The 4,505-nt window shown below is 42.2% G+C and carries 4 protein-coding genes; 2 read left to right on the top strand and 2 right to left on the bottom strand.

The features are described 5' to 3' along the window. On the top strand, positions 1-1,376 hold a 1,376-nt coding region (locus tag AAGA18_15835; protein ID MEM9446811.1), incomplete at its 5' end, for an ATP-binding protein. Here the strand turns inward: AAGA18_15835 and AAGA18_15840 are convergent. Then, positions 1,365-1,745 carry a hypothetical protein gene (locus AAGA18_15840; GenBank protein ID MEM9446812.1) on the bottom strand — a complete coding sequence of 127 codons (381 nt, stop codon included), beginning with the start codon at positions 1,743-1,745 and terminating at the stop codon, positions 1,365-1,367. The genes AAGA18_15835 and AAGA18_15840 overlap by 12 nt on opposite strands. After that, positions 1,717-2,727: a replication initiation protein gene (locus tag AAGA18_15845; GenBank protein MEM9446813.1), complete on the bottom strand. Its 1,011-nt coding sequence runs from the start codon at positions 2,725-2,727 to the stop codon at positions 1,717-1,719. Before AAGA18_15845 ends, AAGA18_15840 begins: the two co-directional genes overlap by 29 nt. Positions 2,728-3,332: 605 nt before the next feature. Here AAGA18_15845 and AAGA18_15850 point away from each other — a divergent pair. Next, positions 3,333-4,505 (top strand): type IV secretion system DNA-binding domain-containing protein (locus AAGA18_15850; GenBank protein ID MEM9446814.1); only part of this gene is annotated, 1,173 nt, incomplete at its 3' end.

The raw sequence follows: 4,505 nt of genomic DNA on the forward strand, positions 1-4,505 counted from the left end.
AGTATATTGGCGGAAAAGACGCCTTGATTCAGGAACTTTCTATAGAAAACAACAAGTTTTCATTAGGAAGCGACGATAGAATACAGAACTTTTCGATTCGAATCTTCAAAATATATTCTCCAGGAAGTCAACATAGCAAAATCAGCCTAATTGCCCACCAAAGAGAGGTAACCGAAGTATCAACACATAGCTATGTTCCCGAATTCATTGATGAATTCTATGACAAATTGGCAAATGGCAACAACAATAAAGAGCGCAATTACATCGTTAAATCCTATGTTTTGGGTCAGTACCTTGACGATCATGTCTCACTAGAACGTGGCGGTTTTGAATTTAATACTGACAAGGAAATTCTGAATACAATAGAGCAAAGTAATATTGAATTAAAAGCTGCTGAGCTTACCAAAAATGCCATTGGTCAAGAAATTACTGTGAGACAAGAAAAGAAGCAAAATCGTGTTACGCAGTACATTGAGCAAGATGCACCCTGGCATAGAAAAATCGTTGAAGAACTCGACCTATCGTCTTTATCCTATAATGCCAGCGATGAAGATATAGAAATTGAACTTCAAAAAATAAAAATAAAGAAAGAGGTAGAACAAAAGAAAAAAGTTACTCATGTTCTAGAGAAGGCAAATCTTGAAAATTCAGATATTTCAATTCAAGAACTCGTTGATGAAATATCTGAAAACAGTAAAAATGATTTAGTTCATTACGTTGCCTCACGACGCTTGATCTTGGATATTTTTCGCAAGAGTCTTCAGAGAGATAAAGAAGGAAAATACTCTTCTGAAGGACTAATGCACGACATCATATTTCCAAGAAAGGCAAGTAGTGAAACCATCGAATATGAACAACAAAATCTATGGATTATCGATGAAAGGTTGAACTTCACAACTTATCTAGCATCCGATCTACCTCTAAAAGGAAATTCTGATCGTCCTGATATTATCAATTATGGTCAAAGAGTTGCATTTAGAGGAGATAATGTAAAAAGCAATCCTATTACTATTTTTGAGTTCAAGAAGCCAGGTAAAGATAGTTTTATTAATCCATCTGCTTGGAAGGAAAATCCTGTCCAGCAAATAATGCGCTATGTCAATAAAATACGGAAAGGGGAATTTAAAACTCCTGAAGGTAGAAATATTCAGGTTGAAGATAAGACACCATTTTATGGATATATAATCTGTGAAATATCCAAGAAAGTAGAGGAATGGTTACACGAAGAGCAATCATTTCAGGTATTACCAGATGGGTTAGGCTGGTTTCGGCATGAGCCTAATATTCATTTGTATATGGAAGCACTAAGCTGGGACAAACTGCTTGATGATGCGGATATGCGCAATAAGATTTTCTTTAAGAAATTAGGGATTTAATACTTTTGTTTTGAATGACAACGAGGATACTGCATCAGCCCCCTTACTTACCAATGGCATATCAATATCATCCGCTCTTTTAGCAACACCAATAAACCTATAACAGGTTTCTAGAAAGATGTTTTCTATCTTCAGAAAAAGCTTGAAAGGTTGGCTGGTATTTGCTTGAAGCACCCTCGGGCAACGCGCACCACAAAAAAAAACAAAAATTGAAGATGCCGAAGACGTTATAGAAGTAGAGGTTGCGAGAGGCAGACCGATAATTCCTAGGATTGTTGTTCCAAGAAGCGCTGCATAGCACTCGTAAAACTGACCTATAGAGCCAATGAGGGAAGGCGTATTAGCGACTCCGAGCCCGAATTTTGACAAACCCCAAGAACGCTCGTTCAGGGTCTTTAACTGGCTCATTCATCTCCCTCGCATAGGCCCTCCATTCCTTCTCTAGTATGTAGACATCAAGGCCGTTTGAAATAGCCTTAGCCTTTTCATATATCGCTGTCCCGGAAAACGGCGGAACTAATGACTCTACTGCATTATCCCTAGACTGTTTGGTAGTCTTGATTTTTTTCTCAATACGAAGGCGCTCAGGGGTCTTGGCTAGAAAAAACTTAATGGCTTTAACCTTATTCCGTGCACCTCGAACTACTGCTGTACGGACGGTAAATGTTGACGCTATTGGGTTTGAATTTATTTCTTCTACTGCGGGGGTTAAGGCAAAACGATTAAAATCACCCCATAATTTATATTGACTATCGATCCCCATCCATTTCCTTAACTCATCAAGCTCCACTAGAAAGAAGCGCTCTTGTTCTTCAGGGGTTTTCGTGGGATCGAACTTCCACATATTTACCTTCGATTCCAGGAACTGGTAGAGGCTCACTGAATACTTCCCTTTTAGACCAATAACAAAGTAGGTATCGAGACGGGCAAATTGAGATGGATTTTTGAGGATGGTTTCGATACGCTTTGGTATTTCAAAATGGACCTTTTGCTGATCGTCATCAAAGCCAATCGAAGCAAACAAGCTGATCCACTCGTAAGACTTCCCTTGCTCAATCGTAATTAATACATTTGCCAGGTTACCGAGATACTCATACAGCCAGCTATTGAAGCTCTGAACACCCGCAATATCCCTAAAGACTTGCTTGACAAGTTCTATATCCACTTCATGTATCCGCTTTCTGCCAATATCATCCCAAACGGAATGAATAAGCAGGATCATGAGCTTACGCTCTCTCTGCCTAAACTTACCTTCAACCCGAACCTTCATCGTCTCTGTTGCCATCACAACAGAGCAATGTTCATCGTCATCAAGATCTAATGGCCTGCCCGTTGACTTTACTTGCCTCATCTCTTCCTTGCTAAGTTCAAATAGCCCAAAGCAAGGTATTACAGGAAATGAGATACGTAAACAGTTTTTATTCTCAACTCATACAGCCGTCAAAACCTCATAGGTTAACGTCAAAACCTCATAGTTCAGGGCTAAATACCCAGCAATCAAACGCATTCCTCACCCTATTTTTCTAAAAATCTGTGTGAGAACACACTAAGAATATTCACTATCGCTCTGTGGATAACTTAAAATTTCTACCTGTGGACAATCCGTCAAAATCTCATAGGTCCGCGTCAAAATCTCATAGGTCCGCGTCAAAATCTCATAGGTCCGCGTCAAAATCTCATAGGTTAGGCACTTAAACCCTTGATATCACTACAGAATTCGCCCTGAACACTAGAACACTATAGAACACTAAGAACACAGGCCCCACCTGTTGATAACTGGACCACATAAAACAGCGTTTCAAAAAGGTGTAGAGATGGGGGCAAGCCCCCAACCCCCCCGTCTGAATGTGGGAGCAACAAGTGAGCACCTTTCCCCTAACGCAGTGGCTCAACGCTTTACTCATCAAGGCAATCAGGTAAGGTACCAACGCCTATATAAAACAATGTTCTAAAAAAATGAGTATTACCATTCTTCTTAAACTTGCCATCGTTGGAACCATTGGCATCGTTGCGCTCCTTAGCTTCCGTCAAAAATGGCTTACTCGAAAAAAGAGAAAACACGTTAGGGGTACCATGCTCGTTACCCCACGGGAGTTTGAGAAAACTATCAACGGGGACGGGATAGCGATTCCAAATACCGCCAATGATGAGCACCACTACCCCTATCTCAAAATCAAACAAGCGGATGAGAACAAACACTTCCTCATCTGCGGGGACACGGGGACCGGAAAATCTGCCATCTTTCACACCATGCTCCAGCAGATTCGGCTACGGGACACTGAACGGGCAGTAGTCTACGATCCAAAGCTTGAATTCTATAAAAACCACGGCAGACCAAACGATACCGTGCTCTACCCATTCTCTGATAAGTGCCCCTACTGGGACCTATCACGGGAAATTACTCGCCCAGAGATGGCAAAGCTGATTGCTGAAAGCCTGCTGCCCTGTAAGCCAGGGAACGAGAATGAGTTTTTCACCAGCAGTTCACGGCATGTCCTGGATAAGCTGCTGGTCAAGCTCGGGGAATGCCAGGGCAGTGTGGATGATTTTCTCTACTGGCTTCGAGATCCTGACATGATCGATCAGCTACTTGAACATGAAATTGAGGCCAACTACATCCCAAAGGATGCCTTTCCTCAGCGGGCTGGTGTGATCGCAAGCCTTACCCAAATGGGAAAATCCCTAGAACTGCTCCCCTCCATCAACGAGAGCAGAAAATCATTTGCCCTTTCAAAGTGGGTCAAACAACGCCCTGGCTGGATATTCATTGGCGGGACAGGCCCCGCTGATCAGCAGATTCTACAACCGCTTTTTAGCATCTGGTTTAATATCCTCATCCAGCAGTTGCTTGATTTCTCTGAAAGCTACTCCCCTCCCCCTACCTGGCTATTCATCGATGAGATAGCTTCTCTAAAATCACTCTCATTCCTAGAGCAAGCGGCATCCCAGGCCAGAGGATTTAATACCAGGCTGGTACTGGGGTTCCAAAACAAGTACCAGATCGAAAATTTCTACAATAAGCTCGCTCAGCCGATCCTCTCTGCTCCAAAAACCAAGATATTCCTTCGGACCACGGAGGTAGACTCGGCAGAATGGTGCGCGAAGATGATTGGGGAGCCTGAATTTGAG

The sequence above is a fragment of the Verrucomicrobiota bacterium genome, from assembly GCA_039192515.1.
Lineage (GTDB): Bacteria > Verrucomicrobiota > Verrucomicrobiia > Methylacidiphilales > JBCCWR01 > JBCCWR01.

Excerpts from the sequence above, each read along its gene's own strand:
- AAGA18_15845 (MEM9446813.1), bottom strand. The coding sequence starts at position 2,727 with ATGAGGCAAGTAAAGTCAACGGGCAGGCCATTAGATCTTGATGACGAT.